Source organism: Methylibium sp., from assembly GCF_035762065.1.
GTDB lineage: Bacteria > Pseudomonadota > Gammaproteobacteria > Burkholderiales > Burkholderiaceae_C > Methylibium.
Window position 1 is genome coordinate 267,116 of sequence record NZ_DASTPW010000002.1, and the last position, 22,779, is coordinate 289,894.

20 protein-coding genes are annotated in these 22,779 nt (G+C 70.1%); 11 read left to right on the top strand and 9 right to left on the bottom strand.

Going from position 1 to position 22,779, the window contains the following annotated elements:
- The first annotated feature begins 1 nt into the window (after window position 1).
- The 6 genes from VFR90_RS01480 to VFR90_RS01505 all read left to right on the top strand — a co-directional run bounded on the left by VFR90_RS01480 (window position 2) and on the right by VFR90_RS01505 (window position 7,387).
- Entirely contained in the window at window positions 2–346 is a 345-nt protein-coding gene (locus VFR90_RS01480) for a single-stranded DNA-binding protein (RefSeq protein ID WP_326404160.1), read from the top strand.
- Window positions 336–1,268 (top strand): terminase small subunit, encoded by a 933-nt coding sequence (locus VFR90_RS01485; protein ID WP_326404161.1) that lies wholly within the window; start codon window positions 336–338, stop codon window positions 1,266–1,268. The genes VFR90_RS01480 and VFR90_RS01485 overlap by 11 nt, the downstream gene beginning before the upstream one ends.
- 29 nt (window positions 1,269–1,297) lie before the next feature.
- Window positions 1,298–1,837 carry a hypothetical protein gene (locus VFR90_RS01490; protein ID WP_326404163.1) on the top strand — a complete coding sequence of 180 codons (540 nt, stop codon included), beginning with the start codon at window positions 1,298–1,300 and terminating at the stop codon, window positions 1,835–1,837.
- Between the two features lie 5 nt (window positions 1,838–1,842).
- Window positions 1,843–2,136 (top strand): hypothetical protein, encoded by a 294-nt coding sequence (locus VFR90_RS01495; protein ID WP_326404164.1) that lies wholly within the window; start codon window positions 1,843–1,845, stop codon window positions 2,134–2,136.
- A 71-nt stretch (window positions 2,137–2,207) separates the two neighbouring features.
- A complete protein-coding gene (locus VFR90_RS01500) occupies window positions 2,208–4,178 on the top strand; it encodes a hypothetical protein (RefSeq protein WP_326404165.1) in 1,971 nt (656 codons plus the stop codon).
- Window positions 4,178–7,387, top strand: a complete 3,210-nt coding sequence (locus VFR90_RS01505; protein WP_326404166.1) for a hypothetical protein — start codon at window positions 4,178–4,180, stop codon at window positions 7,385–7,387. The genes VFR90_RS01500 and VFR90_RS01505 overlap by 1 nt, the downstream gene beginning before the upstream one ends.
- Window positions 7,388–7,600: 213 nt before the next feature.
- On the opposite strand, the gene VFR90_RS01510 is transcribed toward VFR90_RS01505, so the two are convergent.
- Together VFR90_RS01510 and VFR90_RS01515 are read right to left on the bottom strand one after the other, a co-directional pair.
- Window positions 7,601–8,092, bottom strand: a complete 492-nt coding sequence (locus VFR90_RS01510; protein ID WP_326404168.1) for a hypothetical protein — start codon at window positions 8,090–8,092, stop codon at window positions 7,601–7,603.
- Window positions 8,093–8,395: 303 nt separating this feature from the next.
- Window positions 8,396–8,779, bottom strand: a complete 384-nt coding sequence (locus VFR90_RS01515; RefSeq protein ID WP_326404169.1) for a response regulator — start codon at window positions 8,777–8,779, stop codon at window positions 8,396–8,398.
- A gap of 173 nt (window positions 8,780–8,952) precedes the next feature.
- Here VFR90_RS01515 and VFR90_RS01520 point away from each other — a divergent pair, with 173 nt between their 5' ends.
- Window positions 8,953–9,666: a class I SAM-dependent methyltransferase gene (locus VFR90_RS01520; RefSeq protein WP_326404170.1), complete on the top strand. Its 714-nt coding sequence runs from the start codon at window positions 8,953–8,955 to the stop codon at window positions 9,664–9,666.
- Window positions 9,667–9,713: 47 nt separating this feature from the next.
- Complete coding sequence (locus VFR90_RS01525; protein ID WP_326404171.1) at window positions 9,714–10,916, top strand: CaiB/BaiF CoA transferase family protein; 1,203 nt, start codon at window positions 9,714–9,716, stop codon at window positions 10,914–10,916.
- A 1-nt stretch (window position 10,917) separates the two neighbouring features.
- Here the strand turns inward: VFR90_RS01525 and VFR90_RS01530 are convergent, their stop codons facing one another.
- The 3 genes from VFR90_RS01530 to VFR90_RS01540 are packed head-to-tail and all read right to left on the bottom strand — an operon-like array spanning window position 10,918 to window position 15,280.
- Window positions 10,918–13,593, bottom strand: coding sequence for a PAS domain S-box protein (locus VFR90_RS01530; RefSeq protein WP_326404172.1), 2,676 nt, complete (start codon window positions 13,591–13,593; stop codon window positions 10,918–10,920).
- Complete coding sequence (locus VFR90_RS01535; protein ID WP_326404174.1) at window positions 13,590–14,552, bottom strand: ABC transporter substrate-binding protein; 963 nt, start codon at window positions 14,550–14,552, stop codon at window positions 13,590–13,592. Before VFR90_RS01535 ends, VFR90_RS01530 begins: the two co-directional genes overlap by 4 nt.
- On the bottom strand, window positions 14,549–15,280 hold the full coding sequence (locus VFR90_RS01540) for a response regulator (RefSeq protein WP_326404175.1): 732 nt from the start codon (window positions 15,278–15,280) through the stop codon (window positions 14,549–14,551). Before VFR90_RS01540 ends, VFR90_RS01535 begins: the two co-directional genes overlap by 4 nt.
- Before the next feature lie 222 nt (window positions 15,281–15,502).
- On the opposite strand from VFR90_RS01540, the gene VFR90_RS01545 reads away from it, so the two are divergent.
- The gene (locus VFR90_RS01545; protein WP_326404176.1) at window positions 15,503–16,777 is read left to right on the top strand and encodes a tetratricopeptide repeat protein; all 1,275 of its coding nucleotides are present in this window, start codon (window positions 15,503–15,505) and stop codon (window positions 16,775–16,777) included.
- 172 nt (window positions 16,778–16,949) lie between these two features.
- Here the strand turns inward: VFR90_RS01545 and VFR90_RS01550 are convergent, their stop codons facing one another.
- A complete protein-coding gene (locus VFR90_RS01550; RefSeq protein WP_326404203.1) occupies window positions 16,950–17,423 on the bottom strand; it encodes a substrate binding domain-containing protein in 474 nt (157 codons plus the stop codon).
- 230 nt (window positions 17,424–17,653) lie between these two features.
- Between VFR90_RS01550 and VFR90_RS01555 the strand changes: the two genes are divergently transcribed.
- Window positions 17,654–18,157, top strand: coding sequence for a hypothetical protein (locus tag VFR90_RS01555; protein WP_326404177.1), 504 nt, complete (start codon window positions 17,654–17,656; stop codon window positions 18,155–18,157).
- Between the two features lie 274 nt (window positions 18,158–18,431).
- On the top strand, window positions 18,432–20,183 hold the full coding sequence (locus VFR90_RS01560) for a hybrid sensor histidine kinase/response regulator (protein WP_326404178.1): 1,752 nt from the start codon (window positions 18,432–18,434) through the stop codon (window positions 20,181–20,183).
- Between the two features lie 89 nt (window positions 20,184–20,272).
- Here VFR90_RS01560 and VFR90_RS01565 read toward each other — a convergent pair whose 3' ends face one another.
- From VFR90_RS01565 to VFR90_RS01575, 3 genes are read right to left on the bottom strand one after another with little or no spacing between them, the layout of a single operon-like run.
- Window positions 20,273–20,914, bottom strand: a complete 642-nt coding sequence (locus VFR90_RS01565) for a hypothetical protein (RefSeq protein ID WP_326404179.1) — start codon at window positions 20,912–20,914, stop codon at window positions 20,273–20,275.
- Complete coding sequence (locus tag VFR90_RS01570) at window positions 20,911–22,080, bottom strand: hypothetical protein (RefSeq protein WP_326404180.1); 1,170 nt, start codon at window positions 22,078–22,080, stop codon at window positions 20,911–20,913. Before VFR90_RS01570 ends, VFR90_RS01565 begins: the two co-directional genes overlap by 4 nt.
- Window positions 22,077–22,769 (bottom strand): class I SAM-dependent methyltransferase, encoded by a 693-nt coding sequence (locus VFR90_RS01575; protein WP_326404181.1) that lies wholly within the window; start codon window positions 22,767–22,769, stop codon window positions 22,077–22,079. The genes VFR90_RS01570 and VFR90_RS01575 overlap by 4 nt, the downstream gene beginning before the upstream one ends.
- Between the last annotated feature and the right edge of the window lie 10 nt (window positions 22,770–22,779).

A 22,779-nucleotide genomic window follows, 5' to 3' on the forward strand; every position in this document is an offset into this window, starting at 1 on the left:
CGTGTTGAGCGTCCTCATCGAAGGCACCGTGACGGCCGCACCCGTATCGCGCACCAGCGCGCGCGGCACCGCCTTCGTGACGGCGCAGATGCGCTGCGCCGGCGAGGACGGTGAGGCCGTCTGGTGCAGCGTCATCGCGTTCTCGGCTTCTGCCGCGGAGGCGCTGCTCGCGCTGGCCAGCGGGGACGCCGTAGCGGTCGCGGGCCACGCCGCGCTGAGCCAGTGGGAGAAGAACGGCGAGCACCGCGTCGGCATGAAGGTCACCGCGTCGCGCGTGATGACCGTGTACGAGGCGGGCCAGCGGCGCAAGGCGTCGACGCCGCGGGGAGCGAGCGATGGCGAGTAGTGCAACTCGCAAGCAGGCGGCGCCCGAGAGCCCGGCCGCCGGCGTGTCGGCACCGGCCAGGTCGGCTGGTGGTCTGAGCCCGAAGCAGGAGCGCTTCGTCGCCGAGTACCTGATCGACCTGAACGCGTCGGCGGCGTACCGGCGCGCGGGCTACGAGGCGACCGGCAACGCGGCTGAGGTCAACGGATCGCGACTGCTCAGGAACGCTCAGGTGCGGGCTGCAATCGACGCGGCCCGTGCCAAGGTGTCGGCGAAGCTCGAAATCACGGCCGAGCGCGTCGTCGCCGAGGCCTGGCAGATCCTGGTCGCCGACCCTCGTGAGCTGGTCGAGCACCACGTCGGCAGCTGCCGGCACTGCTGGGGTCGAGCGTTCCGATACCAGCGCACCGCGAGCGAAGTGGAGCGCGATCGCGCCCGGCATGAAGCAGCAGCGGAGGGCATGCTGCAGGCCAAGCGCAAGGCCTTCGACGAGCAGGGCGGCGGCGGCTTCGACGCCCGCCGCGAGCCGAACCCCGAGTGCCCTGAGTGCTTCGGCGCCGGCATCGGCCGCACGCGCGTCAACGACACGCGGCGACTGTCGCCGGCAGCGGCGGCGCTGTATGCAGGCGTGAAGCAGACCCGCGACGGCGGCACCGAGGTCCGCATGCACGACAAGCTGGCAGCGGCCGAGAAGCTGATGCGCCATCTCGGCCTGTACGACGCGGTGAAGGCCAACACCGTGGCGACCGAGGCGCTTCTCGCGAGCGCGCAGGGCTCGTTGCCCGACCAGGCGCGCGCGCTCCTTGCGGCCGGCCTGCGAGGCGATCTCACGCTCACGCAGACCTCCCAGCTGCTGGCCGGCCTGGGCACGTTGGCGAAGCTGATCGAGACCACCGAGCTGGAGGCGCGTGTCGCAGCGCTCGAAGGCTCGCGCAAGCCGTGAACCATCCCACCACCACGACGGAGAGAACCATGCACGACGAACGCGATCTCGACTCGGCCACCGCGTTGAAGGCCATCCCGCTGCACAGCCTGCCGGCGCTGAAGCAGCCTTTTGAAGGCGGCACCTTCTGCGGCGTCATCACGTTGCCCGACGGCACGCACGCCGCGATCGTGCTGCTCAACGACAGGCCCGAGACCGCAAAGATGCCGTGGAAGCAGGCGACGGCCTGGGCCAAGAGAGCGAACGGCCAACTGCCGCCCCCTGCCGTGGCGGCGCTGCTCTTCACCATCGCTCCGACGCTCTTCCGGAGAGAGGACTACTGGACCGACCGAGCCTTCGACTCGATGTACTCCGAGTGCGTCAGCTTCGCTGATGGAAGTCACGGCAAGGTCGGCGCGACGGGCGACCTCGGCGCGGTCGCCGTGCGGCTCATCCCGCTAGCCCAGCCAGCCGACGAGTTCGAGCTGGAAAGGCGCATCGGCAAGCTCGAGCAGTGGCTCGAAGTGGGTCAGCTGAAGAAACGCGTCGCGATCCTCGAAGACCTGATCGCGAAGCACGCTGCGGAGTGATCGCAATGGCAACCCTCGAAAGCCGCATCGCCCGCCTCGAAGAGGATGCCGGCCCGGTGGCCAGCGTCACCGAGCGTCTGCACCTCGCGTGCGTGCGGTGGCGCGCCATGACCGAGGAGCAGCGCGCGGCGGAACGCGAGCGACGGGTTCAGCGTGCACTGGAGGCGCCTGAGCCCGAGGGGCTTCTCCGTCGTGCGCTGTGGCTCGCCGCTCGTCGGCTCGCCACACGCAAGCCCTACGAGCCGCAGCCCGCCGAGCCGCTCGCGCCGCTGGTGCCGCTGGTGCCGGATTGCGACTGATCGTGGCGGCGCCATCGCCACGCTTGCGCCGCGGGCCTCGATGTCTGTGAATCTGTCTTTAGGAGACCAACATGGCAACCAGCATCGGCGGCGCGGCCGCTCAGGGCATCGAGTCGGGCTTCGGCCTCGGCCTGCGGCTGTTCGACCAGCAGGATCGAGCGCGCCGAGCGGAGCTTGATGAGCAGCGCGAGCTCGAGGATCGCGCGTTCCGGCGTGAGCAGTACGGACTGCAGGCGGCGCGTGCAGACAGGGCCGAAGCTCGCCTCGCGAGCCAGGACGCGCGGCAGCAGCGCAAGGACCAGCTGGCCCTGATCGACGAGGAGCTCGGCATGCTGAAGACGCAAGGCGAGGGCTACCTAAAGCAGTTCGGCAGCTACGACAAGATTCCCGAGGACGTGCGGCAGCGGTGGACCACCGACACGCGAGCCAAGCGGGCCGAGCGCAACAAGGTCCGATCCGAATTCTTCGGGCCCGACGTGCTCGACCAGAAGAAGAGCGCCGCCGAGAAGTGGTCGCGGATCGAAGCGGGGCAGCTCGGCATCGACGAGCTCAAGGACGACGAGCTCGTGCACACGCTGACCGTGATGGCGCGGCGCAACCTGAGCGACTTCCTCGACGGACCGAACGGATCGCCATCGAAGGTGCGGCAAGCAGCGCTCGACTTCGAGGCGGGCATCAAGACGGGCAACCTCGACCTCACGCTCAAGGGTGTCAACGTGCTGCTGGCCCCGGAGCTGATGGTCGGCGTCGGCCAGGACGGCCCCGACGGCAACGAGATCATCGCGAAGGAGATCGTGCAGCTCGTGCCGCATCCCAGCGATCCGAGCCAGGTGGTGCCGATGCTGAAGGTCACCGTGCGCCGCGACGACGGCGCAATTGGCAGCTACATGGCTCCCGTCACCGAGGGCCGAGGCAGCTACTCCGGCGATCCGAATGCGGTGCCGAAGACGATCTCGATGAAGGACGGCTTCGATCGCGTCGGACAGCTCTCGGTGCTCGGGCAGGTGCTCAACCGACCCGACGTGCGCAAGCGCATCGAAGCCGGGCAGACGAAGGCCGGCGACGGGCCGCAGCAGTTCCTCGAGCATCTCTACGGCATCGGCGGCAGCTCGCCCCAGCGGAAGATCCGCCGCGAGCGCGTCGACCGCGGCGGCTTCGTCGAAGAGCAGGAGGTCGACGACGCCACGGGCGAGGTGCTGAAGACGCGGACGCTCACGAAGACCGCCGCGCCGACGAAGTCGAGCGGTGCGACGACGGAGGCGGGGACGAAGGAGCGGCAGATCGATCGGCTCGAGCGCACCGGCGTCATCACGCCGGACGAGGCAACGCAGGCCCGGCGCAATCTGGTGCTCGGCGGTGGCGCCGGCGGCGGCAAGACGACCGAGGGCGAACGCAAGGCGGCCACGTTGCTGACGCGGCTGCGCAGCTCGACCGCTCAGCTGCGCACCGTGCTCCAGAAGTCGGGCGCTGCAGCGAAACCCGAGCTGAAGGCGGAGATCGCGCGCGCGATCCCCTACATCGGCGGCGACACAGCAGCGAACCTTCTCACCAGCACCGAGCGACAGCAGGTCGAAGCCGCACAGCTCGACCTTCTCGACGCTGCGCTGACGCTTGGCACGGGTGCCGCCTATACCAGGGAGCAGTTGATCGGATACCGCCGCTCCTACTTCCCGCAGATCGGCGACGACGAGGCCACCATCAAAGATAAGCAAGAGCGGCTCGATGCCGTGATCCAGTCTGCGGAAATCGCGGCAGGCAATGCGGAGGGCGGCGTGCCGACCTTCACGACCGGGCCGCGCGCGACGAAGGGCGGCGCCACGGGCTCGCCAACGGGTGGCCCGGCGCTTGGTGCTGGTGCGGCCGTACCCGCGAGCGCGCCGCCGCGGACCTTTCGTGCACCGGGCCGCGATTCGCAAGCCGACTTCCGGCGCACCAGGGAACTCGTCAGCCAGGGCGCCGACTTGCAGATGCTCACGGAGCGCTTGGTCGGCGCCGGTTATCCGCCCGAGTCCGTGCAACGCGTTCTTCAAGGAGGTCCGTGATGGAGGACATCTTTGCCGACATCCCGACAGGACGGCCGCGCCCCCCGCCGACGCCACCGCGGCCCGTCAATCGCTCAAGCCCCGCAGCGCAGTCGCTTGAAGGGCCTGCTGCTGCTGATCGAGCGCCGCAGCGTCCTCGCGCACCACAAGCCACCGCGCTTGCCGCGCGCGGCGCCGGCGCTGACGCTGTACCCGGACCGCCCGACGACATCTTCGCGGGCATTCCGTTGACCAGGCCGGCCGCTGCTCCCACGCAAGCTCGGAAGGTCGGCTTCGCCGAGTCCGCAGCCCGCACCGCCGGCTCCGCGGCGACGCCGGTTGTCCGGACGGCCGGCATGGGACTGGCCGGCATCCTCGAAGTCGTCAAGCAAGCCGTGAGCGTGGCCGACGCAGTTGCGCCGATCCTGGGCATGCGCATCAACATGGCGGCCGGCGTCGGCGCCGCGCAGGACCGCGTCTTCGCCGCGACCGACGAGACGGCGCAGAGCATGCGCGACTTCTACGATCCGCAGCAGGGCGAAGAGATGAGCCTGCCCGGCCAGGTCGCGGGCGGCATCGCCTCGCTGCCGGCCGAGCTTCTCGGTGGCCTCGGCATCGCCCGCGGCGTCGAGCGATCAGCCGATGTCGTGGAGCGTGGCGGCACGCTCGGCGAAGCTGGCGTCGCCGGCGGCGTCACGGCGGTCGCGAACGTTGCAGCGAACGCGCTGCCGATCAAAGTCGGCGGTGCGGCGGGCCGCGCGATCGAACGTCGCCTCGGCGGTGGCCGGCCTGCTGCGGCAGCTGGCGGTGCCGCGACCGGCGCCGCGCTGGGCGTGGCCGGCGACAAGGCGGTGGTCGCGGCCGAGAACGCGGCGCTGCCCGAGGGCGAGCAGTTTGAAGACCTGAAGAGCGAGTCGAACGCGGCCGTCAGCGGCGGCCTCGGCGCGGCGCTGGGTGCACTCAGCGGGGCCGTCGGCGCGCCCCAGGTGCGCGCGCCTCGTCGCGCGCGGGAGCAGTCCAAGGCAGCTGGCACGCCCGGCAGTGCCGGCGCGGCAGGGACGGACGCCGAGACGCTTCGGCGCGAGCGCGCCGCCCAGCTGCCCGTGCCGATCGCGCTGACCAAGGCCGACGCCACAGGCGACCTCGGCCAGCAGCAGTTCGAACGCGAGACGGCGAAGGAACAGGATGCTGGCCGCAAGCTGCGCGCGTTCCGGATCCAGCAGAACGCTGACGCGCTGAAGAACTTCGACCTGCTCGAGGAACAGACCGGCGCGCAGGTCACGCAGCTCGACGCCGCCGGCAAGGCGATCGTCGATCCCATCATCGCGAAGGCCGAGCGCGCCAAGGTCGAGATCGACGAGGCCTACGCGGCTGCGCGCGAGGCCGGCGAGATGGAAGAGGCGGTGTCATCGGCGGCGCTGGTGCGCTACCTCGACAAGAACCGCGCGTCGGCCCGCAATGCAGGCGTGCTCGGAACAGCGGAGGACGAGCTGGTCCGGCTCGGCGCTGCAACGCGCGGCGCGGACGGCAAGCTGGAGTCAGGCTCCATCACGCTCAACGACTTCGACGAGCTGCGCAAGACGATCGGCGTCGGCGGGAAGAAGGACAAGACCAACGAGAGCTTCGCCGGCGACATGCGCCGCATCATCGACGAGTCGATGGATGGTGCCGGCGGCGACCTGTTCAAGGCCGCGCGGAAGCTCTACTCGGACTACCAGAAGGAGTTCAAGGAGCAAGGCCTCATCCGCGACCTGATCGGCCTAAAGAAGAACACCTCCGATCGCGCGGTCGCCTTCGAGAACGTCTACAAGCGCGTGACCTCGAGCGGCTCGCTGGCCGACATGCAGAACCTCAAGCGCACGCTGACCACGGCAGGCGACGAGGGCAAGCAGGCCTGGCGCGAGATGCAGGGCACGGCGATACGACAACTGCGCGAAGCGACCTTCGGAGGCGGCAGCCGCAACGAGGCGCGCGCCGCGATCGCATCACCGAACGCGCTGAACAATGCGATCAAGCAGCTCGACCAAAAGGGCATGCTCGACGAGCTGTTCGGCAAGCAGGGTGCGGTCACGTTGCGAGACCTCGGCGAGACCGTGCGCGACGTGTTCACGCCGACCGCCGACTCGGTCAACTCGTCCAACAGCGGCAGCTACGTCAAGCGCATGCTGTTGGACATGGCGACGACCGGCGCGCCATGGCTGACCGCGACCAAGTTCGTCAACGATTGGCGGCGGACCAAGAAGACCGACAAGCGTATCGACGATGCACTGGCGCAGCCGGCGAAGCCGCTGCTGTTGCGCAAGGTCGATCCGAATGCCCGGCCGTTCGATCCCGACGTCGACGTGCCTGCCCGTGCCGCGCGCCAGCCAGCCAGCGCTGCCGCACCGGCCGGGCCGCGCGATGCGCGCCTCGACGAGATCGATCGACTGCGTGAAGGCGCATCGCCCGAGACGATCAAGGTATTGGACGCGCGCGTCAAGGAGGTCGAGCGCGAACAGCGGGTCGCCCAGCTGCAGGCAGCGCGAGACGCAGAGGCCAAGAGCCTGGAGGCCACCGCGCGCAAGACGCTCGACCCTGCGCTGAAGGCCGCCCTCATCGAGCGCGCGAACAAGCTCCGGTCCGAGCGGATCCCCGTTGGCGAGGCGGCCGAACTGCGTCCGGAGGCTCCGACGGCTGAGCCGGAGCGCTCGATCCCGACGGGCGAGTTGCGTGAGCTGTCGGCCGACGAGGCCGATGCGCTGGTACCGACGGCGCGCGAGCAGGAGCTCGGCCGCCTGCTCGATCGCACATCCGACGCCACTGTGCGCAAGGACATCGAGCGGCAGATCGTTGCCGAGCGGAAGCGTGCTGCCGACGCGATTCGCGGCGAGGAGTACTTGCGCCTCGCCGACGAGTCCGTCGACGACACGTTGAGGGCGGAGTTCGAAGCGAGGGCCGCGAAGCTCGGTGTCACGCGCACGCTCCCCGTCGGCTCGGTGCGCGAGGTGGACGAGTCAGCCTGGCGTGCCGCCCATCGCTTCGGGAAGCTCGACGCGGAGTCTGCCAAGGCCGTCGTGAAGGCGCTTCGCTACGATTCCCAGGCGGTTGCTCGAGCGGCGGAGCAGCATGCACGCAGTCCACGCGCTTTCGAGCGCGCGATCGCACGGATCATTGAGGCAGGAGAGCGGAATGCGAGCAAGCCCGAAGAAGCTGCTGGCAGCGGCGCTGGACTACGCGCGGCTGATCGATGACGCCGCGGCGAGCGTGATCAAGCGCGCTGCCGAGTCGTCGAAGGCTGAGCAGAGATCTCAGCCGCTGATCGGTCCAAGACGGCCGGCCACCGGATCGGCGGATGTCCCCGCACGGTCCGCGCCAACACCTTCCCCGACGCCTCCTGGGCTAGGTTCGCCGCCTTGAGCGCAGCACGCTGCCGCGGGTGAACGTTGGAGGGCGTGCAACTGCCCTTATGCCAACTTTCGGGACAGCTCGAGCACGAAGATGGCCAGCAAGATGCCTCCGCCAAGCAGTCCCGTCACAACCGACGGAATAAGCGCCCACGGCCACACCTTGAATCCTCTTTGGTCAATCGCGTTGAGTCGATCGCCCAGCGCCTTCAGGGGGTCGATCGGTGGCGTCTCGCGAAAGTCGTGGCTGATCGAGTTGAGCTGCAGCACTCTGTAAATCATGTGGCCGATCTCCCAGCCAACATAGAACAGCAGTGAAACGCCGATCAGGATGCCCGCCACCGCGTGGAGTTTGGGATACGGGTAGTCTTTGACCAGCGACCACAGCGCGAAGAATCCTGCGTAGCCCACCCCGATGATGATGGCGCTGTAGCTGGTCACCTGGCTCTGCTGCTTGTCCATCAGCTCCTTGACTGCCTGAATCTGGGCGCTCTGCATGGCTACAGCCTCCACGTGCTTCAGGTGACGGACGTCTTTATCGAGTCGCTTCAAATGATCCGCTACTCCGTGCGACCAGCGTTCAAGTTCCCGAGGGTCAATGGTCCGAGCAGGCCTGAACGGGTCCGAGAAGATTTGTCCAAGGGGAGGGTAGTGGTGTCCGCCGCCAGCCATGGTGATGCTCCAGTGAAGGCAGCATGCCACGCTAAGCGGTGAGGACATGCTGAAGCGGTAGGGCTGGCACTTCTGGGGAACAAACCGGGGAACAGATCAGGGCCGCAGTGCCCAGCGCGAGCATTGGCGAGGCCCGCATAGCGATGTTCAATCTCCTCCGGGCAGTCGAAGCGGCCCGCGCGCTCACATGGCCACGTGCGTCGGCGGCAGGATGCTCGTGAGCTTGTCGACGTCGATCGGCTTCTGCAGGTAGTAGTCGACCGCATCGAAGGTCTGCGCCGCCAGCGTGTCGCTCGGCGGCAGCCCGGAGACGGCGATCAGCACGATGCCCGTGCCCAGGCGCTGCCGCAGCGTGCGCGCCAGCTCGAGGCCGTTCAAGCCGGGCATCTGCACGTCGAGCAACACGCACACCGGCGCGGCCTGTTCGGCCTGCAACAAGGCCTGCGCGCTGTCGCAGGACCAATCCACCTCGTAGCCGTGCGCGCGCAGCAGCGCGGCCAGCAGCATCGCGGCGTCCTCGTTGTCGTCGACGACGAGGATGCGATCGTGCAAGCGCGTGTCGTCCATGCCTTTCGGCCTCCCGGATGTTTTTGCTGACACGGCGCCGATGGCGCGGTACCGCTGCGACCGTACGGCAAGACACGTGCCCGGCGCAGGCTCCGGGCTTGCACCATTGATGTCGGCCGCGCTACCGGACGAGCATGCGCTTCGTTGTCGCCCACCCCACCCGGAGAACCGCCTTGCCCACGAGTCGTCGTCTATGGCTGTCGGCCGCCGTGGCCATCCTCGCCCCGTTCGGCAGCGGGCTGCGCGCGGCCGAGCTGTACGAGAACGGGCCCGCCAGCCTCGACGGCATCGGCAAGCGCTACATGGGCCGCGAGATCTCGGGCGTGATGGGCTGGCAGGGCGCCGGCTGGCTCGAGCGCGAAGAGCGCGAGCGCGAGGAGCGCACCGACGTGCTGCTGCGCCTGTTGCAGCTCTCGCCCGGCATGGTGGTCGCCGACATCGGCGCCGGCACCGGCTACCTGGCGCGGCGCATGGCGGCGCAGGTGCGCCCGGGCGGCCAGGTGCTCGCGGTGGACGTGCAGCCGCAGATGCTGCGGATGCTCGAGAAGCTTTCGCGCGAGCCGGGGCTGGAGCTCATCAAGCCTTCGCTCGGCGCGCCGGACGACGTGCGGCTCGCCGCCGGCACGGTCGATCTCGCGATCATGGTGGACGTCTACCACGAGCTCGCCTTCCCCAAGGAGGTGCTCGCGAGCATCCGGCGCGCGCTGAAGCCGACCGGCCGCCTCGTCTTCGTCGAGTACCGCGCGGAGGATCCCAAGGTGCCGATCAAGCCGTTGCACAAGATGAGCGAGGCGCAGGTGCGTCGCGAAGCCGAAGCAAACGGCTTTGCCTGGCAGGCGACCCGCAACGATCTTCCCTGGCAGCACTTCATCGTGTTCGGGCGCTAGCGCCGATGGCAGCATCGCGGCCTCGCCGCTAGCGCCGCCACGACGACATGCATGCTCTCGAAGGATTGAAGGTCGTCGAGATGGGCCAGCTGATCGCCGGCCCCTTCGTCGGCAAGACGCTGGGCGACTTCGGCGCCGAGGTGATCAAGATCGAAACGCCGGGCAGCGGCGACCCGCTGCGCCGCTGGCGGCTGCTGCAGGACGGCACCTCGGTGTGGTGGCAGGTGCAGTCGCGCAACAAGCGCTCGGTGGCGATCGACCTGCGCAGCGCCGAAGGGCAGGGGCTCGCGAAGCGTCTGATCGCGCGCGCCGACGTGCTGGTCGAGAACTTCCGGCCCGGCACGCTCGAAGCATGGGGCATGGGCTACAACGAACTTTCGAAGGACAACCCCGGCCTGGTGATGCTGCGCATCAGCGGCTACGGCCAGACCGGGCCCTACCGCGACCTGCCCGGCTTCGGCGCGATCGCCGAGGCGATGGGCGGCCTGCGGCATCTGACCGGCGAGCCCGGGCGCGTGCCGGTGCGCTGCGGCGTCTCGATCGGCGACACCCTGGCCGCGCTGCACGGCACGATCGGCGTGCTGACCGCGCTCCACCACCGCAACGCCAACGGCGGGCGGCAGGGCGGCAAGGGGCAGGTCATCGACGTCGCGCTGCACGAGGCGGTGTTCAACGTGATGGAGAGCCTGCTGCCCGAGTACAGCGCCTTCGGTGCCGTGCGGGAGCCGGCCGGCTCGGCGCTGCCCGGCATCGCGCCGAGCAACGCCTACCGATGCGCGGATGACGCGGTGGTGCTGATCGCCGGCAACGGCGACAGCATCTTCAGGCGGCTGATGGGCGCGATCGGCCGCGACGACCTCGGCGCCGACCCGTCCCTGGCCGACAACGCCGGCCGCGTGCAGCGCGTCGCCGAGATCGACGCCGCGATCGAAGCCTGGACGCTGCGGCATCCGGCCGCCGAGGTGCTCGCGCGGCTGATCGAAGCCGAGGTTCCCGCCGGTCGCGTCTACACCGCGAAGGACATCGCCGAAGACCCGCACTACCGCGCGCGCGACATGCTGCTCACGCAGAAGACGCGCGACGGCGCCGAGCTCGAAGTGCCCGGCATCGTGCCCAAGCTGCTCGCAACGCCCGGCGGCGTCCGCTCGCCGGCGCCGAAGCTCGGCGACGACACCGACGCGGTGCTGGCCGAGATCGGCGTGTCGGGCGCCGAGATCGCCGCGCTGCGCGCGCGCGGCGTCGTCGCCTGACTCACGCGGCCAACTCGATCACCATCCGCCGCACGTCGCTCGGCAGGAAGGGCTTCTCGATCAGGGGCCGCCCGCTCGCCGCGACGAACTCGCGCAGCGTCGCGGTCAGCATGTCGCCGGTGATGAAGACGACACGCGCCGCCAGGCCGGGCCAGCGTTGTTCGATCTCGCGGTACAGCGCGCGCCCGTCGAGATCGGGCATGCGCATGTCCGCGAAGATCACGTCGCAACGCTGCGCGGCCAGGCGGTCGAGCGCCTCGCGGCCGGAGGCCGCGGTCACGACGCGGTGGCGCGCGCGCGTCAGGATCTCGGCGAGCGTCTCGCGGATTTCCTCCTCGTCGTCGACGACGAGCACGGTACGGGTCAGCGCGTCCTGGGGCCGCAGCGGCAGCGCCGCGTCGTCGTCGTCGCGCACCGCGCCGGCCGGCAGCGTGATGACGAAGGCGGCGCCGCCTTCGTCGGGCGTCTCCACCGTCAGGCTGCCGCCATGGGCCTCGACGATGCCCTGGCTCACCGCGAGCCCGACGCCGGTGCCCATGCCGGTCGGCTTGGTGGTGAAGTAGGGCTCGAAAACGCGCGCGTGCAGCGCCTCGGGCACGCCCGGCCCGTTGTCGCGCACCGTGACCACCAGCCGCTGCGTCGCCCGCTCGAAGTGGCTCGCGATGCGGACGCGGCGCGCGCCTGCCTGGTCCTGCAGCGATTGCTGGGCATTGATGATCAGGTTCAGCAGCACCTGGTGGAGCTGGTCGGCGTCGGCATGGATCGGCGGCACGTCGTCGGCCAGCGCGAGCTGCACCGTGATGCCGCTGGCGCGCAGCGCGTAGCCGGCGATGTCGAGCGCGGCGGCGATCACGTCGTTGATCGCGACCGGCCCGCGCTGGGGCGGCTGCTGCCGCGCCATCGCGAGGAAGGTGCGCACGATGCGCGCGCAGCGTTCGGCGGCGCTGCGGATCTTGCTGGCCGCGAGCTGCGTCTTCAGGTTGCCCTGTTCCTCCAGCAGCACCGCGCGCGCGACGACCACGGACAGCGGGTTGTTCAGCTCGTGCGCCACGCCGGCCAGCAGCGAGCCGAGCGCGGCCAGCTTCTCGCGCTGGTAGGACGACTCGCGCTGCCGCGCCAGCTCGGCCTGCGCGCGCTTCCTTTCGGTGATGTCGCGCGCGAGCGTGAGCAAGCGGGCGCGGCCGTCGATCGTCACCCGCTTGCCGAACACCTCGTACCAGCGCAGCTCGCCGCTGCGGGTGCGGCCATGCCAGTCGAGCGCCATCGACTCGCCGGCCGCGGCGCGCGCGAAGTGCCGCATTGCGTCGGCCTGCGTGTACGGCGGCTCGCCCGAGCTCAGGTCGGCGATGCTCAGGGCCAGCATTTCCTCGCGGCGGTAGCCGAAGGCTTCGCAGGCCTTGGCGTTGACGTCGACGATCGCGGCGGTGTCGATGTCGTGCACGAAGATCGCGTCCTCGGCGGCGTCGAAGATCGCGCGGTAGCTCGCCTCCGAAGCGCGCAGCGCCTTCGCGGCGCGCTGGCGCTCGGTGATGTCGGTCGCGATGCCGCACACGCCGTAGGCGGCGCCGTCGGCGTCGTGCAGCGGGAACTTGATCGAGATGTAGGTATGCAGGCCATCGGCCAGCGGCAGCGTCTCCTCGAATTCCATCGTCTCGTTGCGATCGAGCACCTGCTGGTCGTTGCCGCGGTAGGCCTGCGCGCGCTGCTCGCCTCGCACGTGCTCGTCGAGCCGGCCGACCACGTCGATCGACTTCATGCCGAACACACGCTCCCATTGCCGGTTGACGAACAGGAAGCGACCCTCGGCATCGCGCGCGAAGATCACCGCGGTCGAGTTGTTGAGGATCTGCTGCAACCGCTCGTCGCTCGCCTCCAGCTCGCGCTGCACGCGCGAGCGTTCGGCGAGGTCCTCGCGCAATCGTGTCTGCGTCTCGGCGACCTGCAGCGCCATCGCGTCGAAGGCGCGGCCGAGGCGGCCGAGCTCGTCGTCGCCGCGCAGGCCGCTGCGCACGTCCAGCCGGCCGGCGGCGAGCTGCTCGGCCGCGCGCATCAGCCGCGCGGTGCGGCGCGTGAGCAGGAAATGGAACACCGCCCACATCACCAGCGCGAGCGCGGTGACCCAGCCGGCCCAGTACAGCGCCTGCTGCAGCACCTGCTCGCGGGCCTCGGCCTTGTAGCGGGCGAGGTCGTAAGCGAGCAGCAGGCCGCCGCTGCGCGAGGGGCGCAGCTCGTCGCGTTCGCGCCCGATCAGGACGGCCGCATGGCCGAGCAGCGAGCTGCCGCCCGGGCCGATCTCGATGCCGGCGCGGCGCTGCTGCAGCGCGGCCGTGACCTGTTCGAGCCCGATCTGCGGCAGCACTTCGGCGATCGGCCGGCCGAGCCAGGCGCGCCTCGTTGCCGTGCTGACGCGGCCGTGCTCGTCGGTCAGCGCGGCGACGATCACGTCGTGGTTGTGCGCGAGCACCGCAATCTCGTACTGCGCCGACTCGACGTCGCCCTTCAGCAGCAGGTACTCGAGCGTGCTCTGCAGCCGCGACAGTTCCTGCGCGAGCCGCTTGCGGCTGTCTTCCTGCGCGACCTGCTCGGCCTGCGGCACGTGGTACAGCAGGTTCACCGCCGACAGCATCGCAGCGAACACCAGCAGCAGCAGCGGCACGGTGAACTTCAGCGAGCTCATGGCGGCAAGGCGGCCAGCGGCGCCGGCGCGAGCAGGCTTTCGATGTCCACGCTCGATCGCAGCAGCTTCGCTTCGATCATCAGGCCCATCAGCCGGCGTCCGCTTGCCGCGAGCCCGGGGTTCGCGCCCCCGAGCATCGCGAGGTTCTCCTCGCGCGTGGGCACGTGCAGGCCACGCTGGGCCTGCAGGAACTGCTCGGCGCTGGTCTGCTGGCGCACGCCCATGCGGTGCGCGGCGTCCTGCGGTTGCGCACGCATGAAATCCACCGCGGCGAACCAGCCCGCGAGCAGCGCGTGCACCGCCTGCGGCCGATCGTCCAGCACCGGCTTGCGCACCGCGATCAGGTCGACGATCTCGCCGGGGATGCGGGTGCTGTCGAACAGCGTCTGCCCGCCGGCGCGCAGCAGCCGCGTGCGGTAGGGGTCGAAGGTCACGGCCGCATCGACCTGGCCCTGCTCGAAGGCCTGCGGATGCTCGTTCGATTCCAGGTGCACCACCTTCACCTCGTTCGGCTGCATGCCCGACAGCGCGAGCGCGCGGCTCAGCACGAAGGCGCCGAGCGCGCCGCCTTCGACGGCAACCGCCTTGCCGGCCAGGTCGCGCATCGTCTGCAGGCCCGCGCGGCCGACCACGGCGTCGGCGCCGTGCGAGACGTCGACGACCAGCACCACGCGCGGATCGAAGCCTTCGGCGGCCAGGCCGAACAGCTCGTCGAGGCTGATGACCATGCCGTCGATCGCCTGGTTTCGATAGGCGCGCAGCACCTCGCTGGCCGACGGGTACTCGACCAGCTGCACCTGCGCGGCGTCGAGCCTGCCGAGTTCGCGGGCGAGGTAGAGCGGCTCGCTGCCGATCCACACGTTGGTGCCGATGCGCAGCGCCGGCGGCGTCGGGCGCGTGCAGGCGATGAGCGCCGCGAGCAGCAGCGCGGCACAGGCGAGAAGGCGGCGCGCCGTCACGACGGTTGTCCTTCGGGGACGAACACGTAGCCCTCGTTGCGCACCGTGCGGATGAAGCGTGGGTGCTCCGGGTCGGGCTCGATCTTCTTGCGCAGCCGCATCACGCGCAGATCGACGCTGCGGTCGAACGGGTCCCACTCGCGCGCGCGGCCCAGGCTCAGGATGCGCTGGCGCGACAGCGGCCGGTTCGGGTGGCGCGCGAGCGCCTGCAGCAGGTCGAATTCGAGCGGCGACATCGCGACCTCCTGGCCGCGCTCGTCGATGAGCCGGTGCGCCGGCATGTCGAGCACGCAGCGGCCGATGCGCACGCGCTCCGCGCCGATCTCCGCGCGGTGCTCGGCGGCGGTGCGGCGCAGCACGCTCTTCACGCGCGCCACCAGCTCGCGCGGGTCGAAGGGCTTGGGCAGGTAGTCGTCGGCGCCGACCTCGAGGCCGACGACGCGGTCGATCACCGTCGCCGCCGAGGTCAGCATGATGATCGCCACCTTCGGGTAGCGCTCGCGCAGGTGACGCGCGAGGCTCAGGCCGTCCTCGCCGGGCATGTGGATGTCGACGAGCGCGAGATCGAAGGCGCGCCGCGCGGCCTGCTCGCGCGCGGCGCCGGCGTTTTCGGCGCCGATCGCCGCGTAGCCGTGCGAAGCCAGGTACTCCTCCAGGACGTCGCGCACGTCGGCCTCGTCATCGACGACCAGGATCGTCGCCTTCGGATCTGCCGGCTGCGTCTGCATGGCGGTGTCCCTCGCTCGCATCGAGCATAGGGCGCGCCGCCGGCGCTGAACAGGTCGCCGGTGCGCCGCTGAAACGAACGAAACAAAACGGCGCCCGCACGAAGCGCGCCTGGAACACCGGCTGTCTAGATTGAGCGCATCGACTCCAGGAGACACCATGCACTCGATTGACGACACCGGACGCGCGCGCTTCGCGTTCCTCGACGAGCAGGCGGGCACGCGATGAACCGCATCGATCCGCGCGGCGGCCGCGTCACCGGCGCCACCGCCTCGGCGCTGCCGCGGTACGAAGGCGCGCTCGCGGCCTTCGTCTCGTGGCGCAGCGGCGCCGAGCTTGCGCTCGCGCAGGCGCTGAAGGCCGCGCCGCGCTTCGTCATGGCGCGGGTGCTGAAGGCGCACCTGTTGCTCGGCAGCGGCGACCGCGCGCGGCGCAAGTCCGCCCGGGCGCTGCTCCACGCCACCGCCGCGATGCCGGCCGACGAGCACGAGCGCATGCATCTGGCCGCCGTCGCGCACCTGCTGGCCGACGACGCGCACGCCGCCGCGGCGCTGCTGGGCGCCGCCCTGCAGGCGCGTCCGCGCGACCTGCTCGCGCTCGCGGTGGCATGCGGCATCGACCACGCCACCGGGGAGTCGGCGCGCATGCGCGAGCGCATCGAGGCGGCGCTGCCCGCGTGGTCACCCACCGTGCCCGGCCACCACCACGTGCTCGCGATGCACGCCTTCGCGCTCGCCGAATGCGGCAACTACCGCCACGCCGAGGACGCGGCACGCGCGGCGCTGTACGGCGACGCGGGCGACGCGCGCGCCCACCATGCGATGGCGCACGTCTTCGAGATGACCGACCGGCCCGAGGCCGGCGTGCGCTGGATGAACGAGCACGTCGAGCGCTGGGGCACGGGGACGGTCGTCGCGACGCATGGCTGGTGGCATCTGGCGCTGTTCCACCTGGCGCGCGACGAGCCGGGTATCGCGATGGCGATCTACGACCGCCGCATCCGCGCCGGCGGCTCGGCCGAGCTGGCCGACCTGATGGACGCCAGCGCGCTGCTGTGGCGCCTGCACCTGCGCGGCGTCGATGCCGGCGTGCGCTGGACCGAGCTGGCCGCCGCCTGGGAGCCGCGCATCGAGGACGGCCACTGCAGCTTCTGCGACGTGCACGCGATGCTGGCCTTCGTCGGCGCCCGCGACGCGGCCCGCGCGCAACGCCTGGAACGGGTGCTCGCGCAGCGGCAGACGCAGCCGACGCGCCATGGCCGCGCCACCCGGCGGCTCGGCCTGCCGGCAAGTCGCGCGCTGATGGCCTTCGGCCGTGGCGACCACCCGCTCGCGATCGCGCTGTTCGCCGGGTTGCCGACGCGCCTGCACGGGCTCGGCGGCAGCCACGCCCAGCGCGACGTGCTGCACCTCACGCTGCTGCGTGCGATCGAGAACGTCCGGCGTCCGGCCCGCGAGGCGCGGCCTGCGCAAAGCGCGCCCGGCTGGGCGCTCGCCTGATGCGCGCGAGAGGCGCCGCGATGAAGACTTCGCAGTGGTGGTCCACGATGGCGCTTGCGCTGGCCTGCGCTGCGCTGCTCGCCACCGGCGAGCCGGCTTTCGCGCAGGCGCGGGTCGCGCTCATGCGCGACGCAGATGCGGCCTTGGAGGACGGGTCGTCCGAAGGCCGTCTTCATCCGGGTCGCGTTGCAGGCTCGGCCGTGCCGAGCCTGTCCGCCACCATGTCGATGAACGCGGACACCGCGCGTGGCAGGTGACGACGGCTCGCGCAGAGCACGTGCAGCGCGTGGCCCTCGCGCTGGTAGCCCGGCAGCGCCGTCACGAGACGGCCGCTTTGCAAATCAGCGCGCGTCAGGTTCGGCGGGAGCAGCGCGATGCCGAGCCCTTCGAGCGTCGCCTTGCGCAGCACCTGCGCGGTGTTGCCTGAAAAGCGCCCGCTGACCTGCACCTCCTCGGCCGTGCCGCTCGGCCCGGTCAGACGCCACACGGCGCGCCCCGATGCCGACGCAAAGACGACACAGTCGTGGCGTGCCAGTTCCTGCAAGTTGGCGGGGGCACCGCGCGACCCGACGTACGCGCGGCTTGCGACCCATCCGTGGCGGCCGGCCGCGACAAGCTTGCGGCCGACGTACCCGGAGTCCTGCAGTGAGCCGCAAGATCAAGTCGGAGGACATTCCGGTCGGGTGCTGTCGGAAGATGCTCGGCCTGGGTTGACCGAGCGCGGCAGCCCTCCGCAACGCGGTGGCAGTCGAATGCGTGCGGTCCATCGTCGCTCCAGGTCGCGAGCGCCGATGATGCGGGCGAGCATGCGGCCTGCCGTGCGGGGTGAAACCCTTCGCCCGCGGCCGGCCATCGAGCATGCCGCGAAGGAGTCTCATGAAGCGCATGTTGTCCGCGATCGTGCTCGGCCTCGCCGCCACCTTGGTGGCCGCGCAGTCGGGCGACGATCTCGCGCGGCAGGCCGCGCGCGGCGTCGCCGACCTGTCGAGGGCGCGGGTCAAGCAGCTCGGCTCGGGCGAATGGTTGCGCGAGCGGCTCGAGGTCGACGCGATCGCTCACGGTGTCGAGGCGCCCGGCGCCGCGGCGGTGCCGTCCGGCGTCGTGAAGGCGCGCGTCGCGGTGTTCCGCAGCGCGATGGTCACCGAGTCGATGGCTCGCTCGGCGAGCCTGCCCACCCGCATGCCGGGGCGGCGCTATGAAGTCGAGCTGCGCTTCGTGCCGGACGCGGCGCACGGCCTGTGGGTGTTCGAGGGCGGGCGCTACTGGATCCTCGACGACGCGGGTCAGCGGCGGCTCGAGCTGACGATGTTCTCCGACCTGCTTCGCGATGCGCCGCTCGACGCGCCTCACGAACTGGCGTGGGCCATCATGTCCCCATGACCGGGCTGCGGATGGCCTGACGTTCACGACGGGCTCGGCCTGCGGCCGGTCCAGCCCCGCTCCGGGCTGCCTCGCGCGCCGCGCTCGCTTGCCGAGCGCTCCACAGAGTCACGCATCCGGAGCGCGCGATCGACACGTCGACCGGCTTCACCGGGCCGGCCCTGTTGCGCTAGCCGCGAGAGCGTGGCCGCGCGCATCCCTCATCCCCGGTACCCGGCTTGCCAAGGAAACTAACGGCACGACCGCTTCGAGCAGCAACGAGCAAGCCTTGGCGATGACGCGCAATTCCTCCCTTCCGAGCCGACTCACCTCCGACGAAGAACGCGCCTTGCGGCTCAGCGCGCAGCGCTACGAATTTCTCGACCGCCTCAGCGAAGCCACGCGCGCGCTCAACGAAGCGGCGGAGATCATGGGCGTCACCGCGCGAATGCTCGGCGAGCACCTGAAGGCCACCCGCTGCGCCTACGCGGATGTCGAGCCCGACAACGACAGCTTCACGATCCGCAACGATTGGGCCGGGCCCGGCATGGACAGCAGCGTCGGCGTCTATTCGCTTGCGCTGTTCGGACCGAAGGCGGTGACGCTGCTGCACCAGGGGCAGCGGCTGGTCGTGCGCGACGTCGACCGGGAACTCGGCGACGAGGGCGGGGCGCGGATGTTCAACGCCATCCGCATCAAGGCCATCGTCACCGCGCCGCTGGTCAAGGGGGGACGGCTCGTCGCGATGATGGCGGTGCACTCGTCGACGCCGCGCGACTGGAGCGAGGCCGACATCGCGCTCGTCGCAGAGGTGGTCGATCGCTGCTGGGCCCACATCGAGCGGGTGCGCGACAACGAGCGTTTGCGCGAGCAGGACCGCCACAAGGACGAGTTCCTCGCGACGCTCGCGCACGAGCTGCGCAATCCCCTGGCGCCGATGCGCTACGCGACCGCCTTGATGCGCATGGCGAAGGAGCCGGCGATCGCCGAGAAGGCTCGGGACATCATCGAACGGCAGGTGGGTCACATGGTCCGGCTGATCGATGATCTGCTCGACCTGTCGCGCGTCAACCGCGGCCTCATCGAGCTGCACCAGGAGCGCGTGGCTCTGCTCGGCTTGCTCGAGCAGGCGGTCGAGGCGTCACGGCCTGCAATCGATGCCGCAGGGCACCGGCTCGACGTCACCACGCCCGACGCATCGCTGATGCTGCACGCCGATGCCGCCCGCGTCGTACAGATGGTGAGCAACCTGCTGAACAACGCCGCGAAGTACACGGCGGACGGCGGAACCATCGGGTTGGTCGCGCGAGCCGAGGCGGACCACGTCCTCATCGAGGTGGAGGACAACGGTTTCGGCATCGCACCGGCCGACCAAAGCCGGCTCTTCCAGATGTTCGTGCAACTGCCGCACACACGGCAGCACTCGAAGGGCGGACTGGGCATCGGGCTCTCGCTCGTCAAGACCTTGGCGTCGATGCACGGCGGAGCGGTCCGTGTCTACAGCGCCGGTGTGGGCCAAGGCGCGCGCTTCACGATCGAGCTGCCGTTGGCTGTCCCGGATGTGGAGGCTCCGGCCTCCGCGACGGCAGGAGCGGCCGAGTCACCGGCCGGCCCACTGGGGAGCGGGCAAAGGGTTCTCGTCGTCGAGGACAACGACGACGGACGTGCTGCGCTCGTGGAGATGCTGCGCCTGAGCGGCTACCACGTCGCTTCGGCCGCAAGCGGGCCGGAAGGGCTCGCGCAGGCGCAGCGCGTCCGACCGCAGATCGTGCTGCTGGACCTGGGGCTGCCCGGTCTCGACGGGCTCGAGGTGGCGCGGCGCTTGCGCAGCGACCCGGACCATGCGCACGTGAGGCTTCTGGCGGTGACCGGCTGGGGCTCTGCGGCCGACCGCGCCCGCACGCTGGCGGCCGGCTTCGACGACCACTTGACCAAACCGGTGGACCCCGGCGTCCTGAGTGAACGCCTTGCGTTCTGGACCGGTCAGATCGAGCGCCCCGCAACCAGCACGCACACCTCGCGCGGCGATCCGCCCGGCAACGCTTGACGGTCTGCCTCTCGCGGCGGCGTCCCGCGCGGGAACGATGCGGTCGGTCACCCCACCGACGATCGCGACATGCCTCACCAGGAAGTGGCTCAGGGCACTTCGCGGCCGGCGACGTCTTCTCCCTTGAGGCACCTTGTCAGCACCTCGCGTGCCGCGCGGCCGGAGTGCCACTCGAGCGCGAACACCTGGCGCCCGCCGTGCTCGATGGCGAACGCGAGGCGGTCGTCCATGCCGGCTAGCGCGGCGTCGATCGTCGGCACGGGGAACGCGATCTCATCGGCCATTGCGCCGATCGTGCGATTGAAGGCGGTCACCTCAGCCGATGGATCGTTGCCTTGCCGCAGCGTGACCTTGACGCGCTCGATCAGCTTGGCGTCGGCGGGCCGCGGAAACCCGTCCGGCGGTTCGATGGCGACGAATGCCAGCATGGCGCCTCGGTAGGCCCCACCCGGGCCCGAGACCACGATCATGCGGTCGACCTTCCAGAACACACCCGTGCAGAACTCGCCGGGCTTCGCGTCAGACTTGCCGCGGAAGAACTGCCAGTAACCCGCCTCGATCTTCTTGCGTCGCGGGTCGTTCAGCGCGCGGCCCTTGGCGGTCTCGATGGCGGCCTTGGCGTTGATCTCCTTCTTGGCGGTCGACACCAGGTCTTCCATCGGGTCGTAGGCCAGCGCTTGCGCACAGACGGAGCTTGTCAGCACCCAGGCCATCGCGGTCGATGCTTTCATCGCGGGGCCTCCAGCAACCCGGTGCAGGCGAATGCCACGCCACCCCAGCCCTGATTCGTGTTGGTCCAGATGCGAACGTCCGCCACGCGCAGCAGCTTCTTTGCGTCGGGGAGCAGCACGAACTGCACGTTGCAGTTCTCGTACAGGCCTTCCTCCCACACGGCGCCCTTGCGGTTGCCGACGACCACCCGGTTGTCGAACTCCTTGCCATAGCTCATGAAGTGCAGGCTGCCGGCGCCGGAGACGAGCGGGGCACCCATGGTGGCCGCCACCTCCTGGTCGGTCTTGCCTTCCCAGGCCGTCAGCATCAGCCGTTCGCTGCGAGACATCGATCGGTTTTTGCGCACATCAGCGGCGGCCGTCTGGAAGGCAAATTCCGCTTCCGATTGCTGGATGCCTCGTTCGAGCCGTGGCTTGATCTGGCCCGCCAGTTGGTCGTACTGCTGCTGGATTCGAGCCATCTGCGTCTTGGCCTCTTCCAGCTCCTGCGGTGTCGGCCGGCGCGACCACTTGCCCGACGGATCGGGGCGCTTGCTTGCGCTCCACAACACCCACCACGAGAAGTCGAGGTACTCCGGTGCACTCTGCTGGCCGAGCAGCTGCAGGTCCTCGGGCAGGCCGATCTTCGTGATTTCGCTTCGAAAGACGCCGAGGTCGTTGTTCGCCTTCGCGGCCTTGACCATGGCGCCACGCAGCACGTCGTCGTTGCAGGCCACTTTGTGCAGCTTCAGCAGCACCGGCGAGGCCGAGGTGCGCCATGCGCCCGCAGGCAGCGGCTCGTTCTTCAGGTCTTCGCGCCGCAGCTTCCAGCTGCCTTCTCCGACACGCACCTTCACCGGCGCATCGAACGCCGGCTGCGGCGGCACCGTCTTGCCGTCATGGGCAAACTTGACGACACATTCGAACTGCAGCCGCAGCGCGCTGAATTCCGGCTTGTCGGCAGCCTCGTACACCACCACCGTGTCGAGCTGGCGAACGCTCGTCGGCCCGAGCAGCTGCTCGGGCGGCGTCCGGTTCATGACCACGGCGAAATCTGCGTAGTAGGCCTCGCGCTGGCCCGGCTCGCCTTGCACATGCACGAGCGCCGACTGCGCGGCGCCCAGTGTCGGCAGCGCACCGCCAGCAAGCGCGAGCACGGCCCCGGCCCAACGAGCGGGGCTTGTCATGACTGCTTGCGAGCGACGATGAACACGCGGAAGTCCTTGCGCCGGGTGCCGTGGCGTTCGATGGCGTCGATCACGAGCCCGTGCCGCTCGAAAGCCGCCCGCAGCATCCCGGCATCGAGCACGAGAACCTCGGGTGCCTTGCCGAGCGCCTTCATCAGCGGCACCAGCACGCGCGGAACCAACGGGTTCATTTCGGCCAGGCAGGCCGTCTTCGAGATGAACAGCCCGCCGGGCCGCAGCGAAGCGAGCACGCTGCGAAGCGTGTCGTCGAGATCCGTCATCAGGTGCAGCACGTTGAACCCGAGCACCGCATCGAAAGGCCCATCGGCCGATGCCGAAACCGACCCGGCCTCGGCCACCTCGAAGCGCAGCTGCGGCAGCGCTTGCGCCGCCAGCTTCCGGCGCGCAATGGCAATCATTCCGCTCGACACGTCGGTGGCCAGCATCGAGCGCGTGCCCGCGGCCAGCCGCAGCGCGGTACTCCCGGTGCCACAGCCGATCTCGAGCACCGCGTCGTCGACCGACAGCAACTGCTGCACACGACGCAGGGTGGCTTCATACCCGGCGACGTCGGCAATGGGTGCGGCCGCGTAGCGACAGGCGACGCGATCCCAGAAGCGGGCTTGAATGGCCGGCCGGGTGCGGGGCTGCGCAGCTGCTGCGGCGTGGAAGAAGGAGCTTGAATGCATTGGCGACGCA

Bases quoted from the DNA above. Each gene is read 5' to 3' on its own strand.
- VFR90_RS01555 (WP_326404177.1), top strand. From the start codon at position 17,654: ATGAAGCGCATGTTGTCCGCGATCGTGCTCGGCCTCGCCGCCACCTTG.
- VFR90_RS01490 (WP_326404163.1), top strand. From the start codon at position 1,298: ATGCACGACGAACGCGATCTCGACTCGGCCACCGCGTTGAAGGCCATC.
- VFR90_RS01565 (WP_326404179.1), bottom strand. From the start codon at position 20,914: ATGAAAGCATCGACCGCGATGGCCTGGGTGCTGACAAGCTCCGTCTGT.
- VFR90_RS01525 (WP_326404171.1), top strand. From the start codon at position 9,714: ATGCATGCTCTCGAAGGATTGAAGGTCGTCGAGATGGGCCAGCTGATC.
- VFR90_RS01495 (WP_326404164.1), top strand. From the start codon at position 1,843: ATGGCAACCCTCGAAAGCCGCATCGCCCGCCTCGAAGAGGATGCCGGC.
- VFR90_RS01575 (WP_326404181.1), bottom strand. From the start codon at position 22,769: ATGCATTCAAGCTCCTTCTTCCACGCCGCAGCAGCTGCGCAGCCCCGC.
- VFR90_RS01505 (WP_326404166.1), top strand. From the start codon at position 4,178: ATGGAGGACATCTTTGCCGACATCCCGACAGGACGGCCGCGCCCCCCG.
- VFR90_RS01560 (WP_326404178.1), top strand. From the start codon at position 18,432: ATGACGCGCAATTCCTCCCTTCCGAGCCGACTCACCTCCGACGAAGAA.
- VFR90_RS01500 (WP_326404165.1), top strand. From the start codon at position 2,208: ATGGCAACCAGCATCGGCGGCGCGGCCGCTCAGGGCATCGAGTCGGGC.
- VFR90_RS01545 (WP_326404176.1), top strand. From the start codon at position 15,503: ATGAACCGCATCGATCCGCGCGGCGGCCGCGTCACCGGCGCCACCGCC.
- VFR90_RS01540 (WP_326404175.1), bottom strand. From the start codon at position 15,280: ATGCAGACGCAGCCGGCAGATCCGAAGGCGACGATCCTGGTCGTCGAT.
- VFR90_RS01485 (WP_326404161.1), top strand. From the start codon at position 336: ATGGCGAGTAGTGCAACTCGCAAGCAGGCGGCGCCCGAGAGCCCGGCC.
- VFR90_RS01515 (WP_326404169.1), bottom strand. From the start codon at position 8,779: ATGGACGACACGCGCTTGCACGATCGCATCCTCGTCGTCGACGACAAC.
- VFR90_RS01530 (WP_326404172.1), bottom strand. From the start codon at position 13,593: ATGAGCTCGCTGAAGTTCACCGTGCCGCTGCTGCTGCTGGTGTTCGCT.
- VFR90_RS01570 (WP_326404180.1), bottom strand. From the start codon at position 22,080: ATGACAAGCCCCGCTCGTTGGGCCGGGGCCGTGCTCGCGCTTGCTGGC.